Genomic DNA, 659 nt, shown 5'->3' with positions numbered 1-659 from the left:
GCTTCATTTCCATTTTCATACTCTTTCTTGTTCTTATTTTTGTAATTGAGCAAGGAAATGTTCCCTATTAACAACATCTACACAAATAAAACCATCGGCTAAGATTTAGCTGATGGTTTGGTTCGTTGGAATCTTTATTTATTTCTAAGAATGYTCATCTACATAACCTGGCTCCTAAAGGAGCGGCAAAAGAGATACTCATACCTTTCCAACACATCAAATAAACATATACAGAATAATACCTCTGATGGGATTCGAAAGGAGAAATCACCTTTGACAAAATATCGGATCATGACCTTTGATGGAGGCGGCACTTTAGGTGCTTTAAGTTTACAACTTTTGAATAGATTGGCTTATCAAAACCCCAAGTTAATTAGTGAAACCGATGTTTTTTCAGGAAATTCGATCGGTTCATTTACTGCTATCGCATTAGCAAGCGGAAGATCACCAGAAGAGACGTTTCAGTTTTTCAAAGATCACATCTTACCGGCGTTCAGCGTTTCCCGACCGGGCGGACCTGTTTTTAACCAACAACTACCCTATTCTGGTTTTATTAAAGCCATACGAACGTTTTTCCCCCGAGACCTTCGCCTTAGAGACTTAAAAAAACGAATTGTTGTGCCTGCCTTTCACTTATTTTCACCGGAGCTGAACCGTTG

Annotated in this window: 1 protein-coding gene; it reads left to right on the top strand. The window is 38.9% G+C overall.

What is annotated here, in order from left to right; translation table 11 throughout:
* Nucleotides 1-273: 273 nt before the first annotated feature.
* A partial coding sequence (locus AC1DRF_RS31225) for a patatin-like phospholipase family protein (protein ID WP_477742727.1) occupies nt 274-659 on the top strand: 386 nt, incomplete at its 3' end.

The sequence above is a fragment of the Priestia sp. P5_B4 genome, from assembly GCF_056400385.1.
The sequence above is the reverse complement of the archived record's forward strand: the minus strand, read 5'-3'. Positions and strand labels throughout refer to the sequence as shown.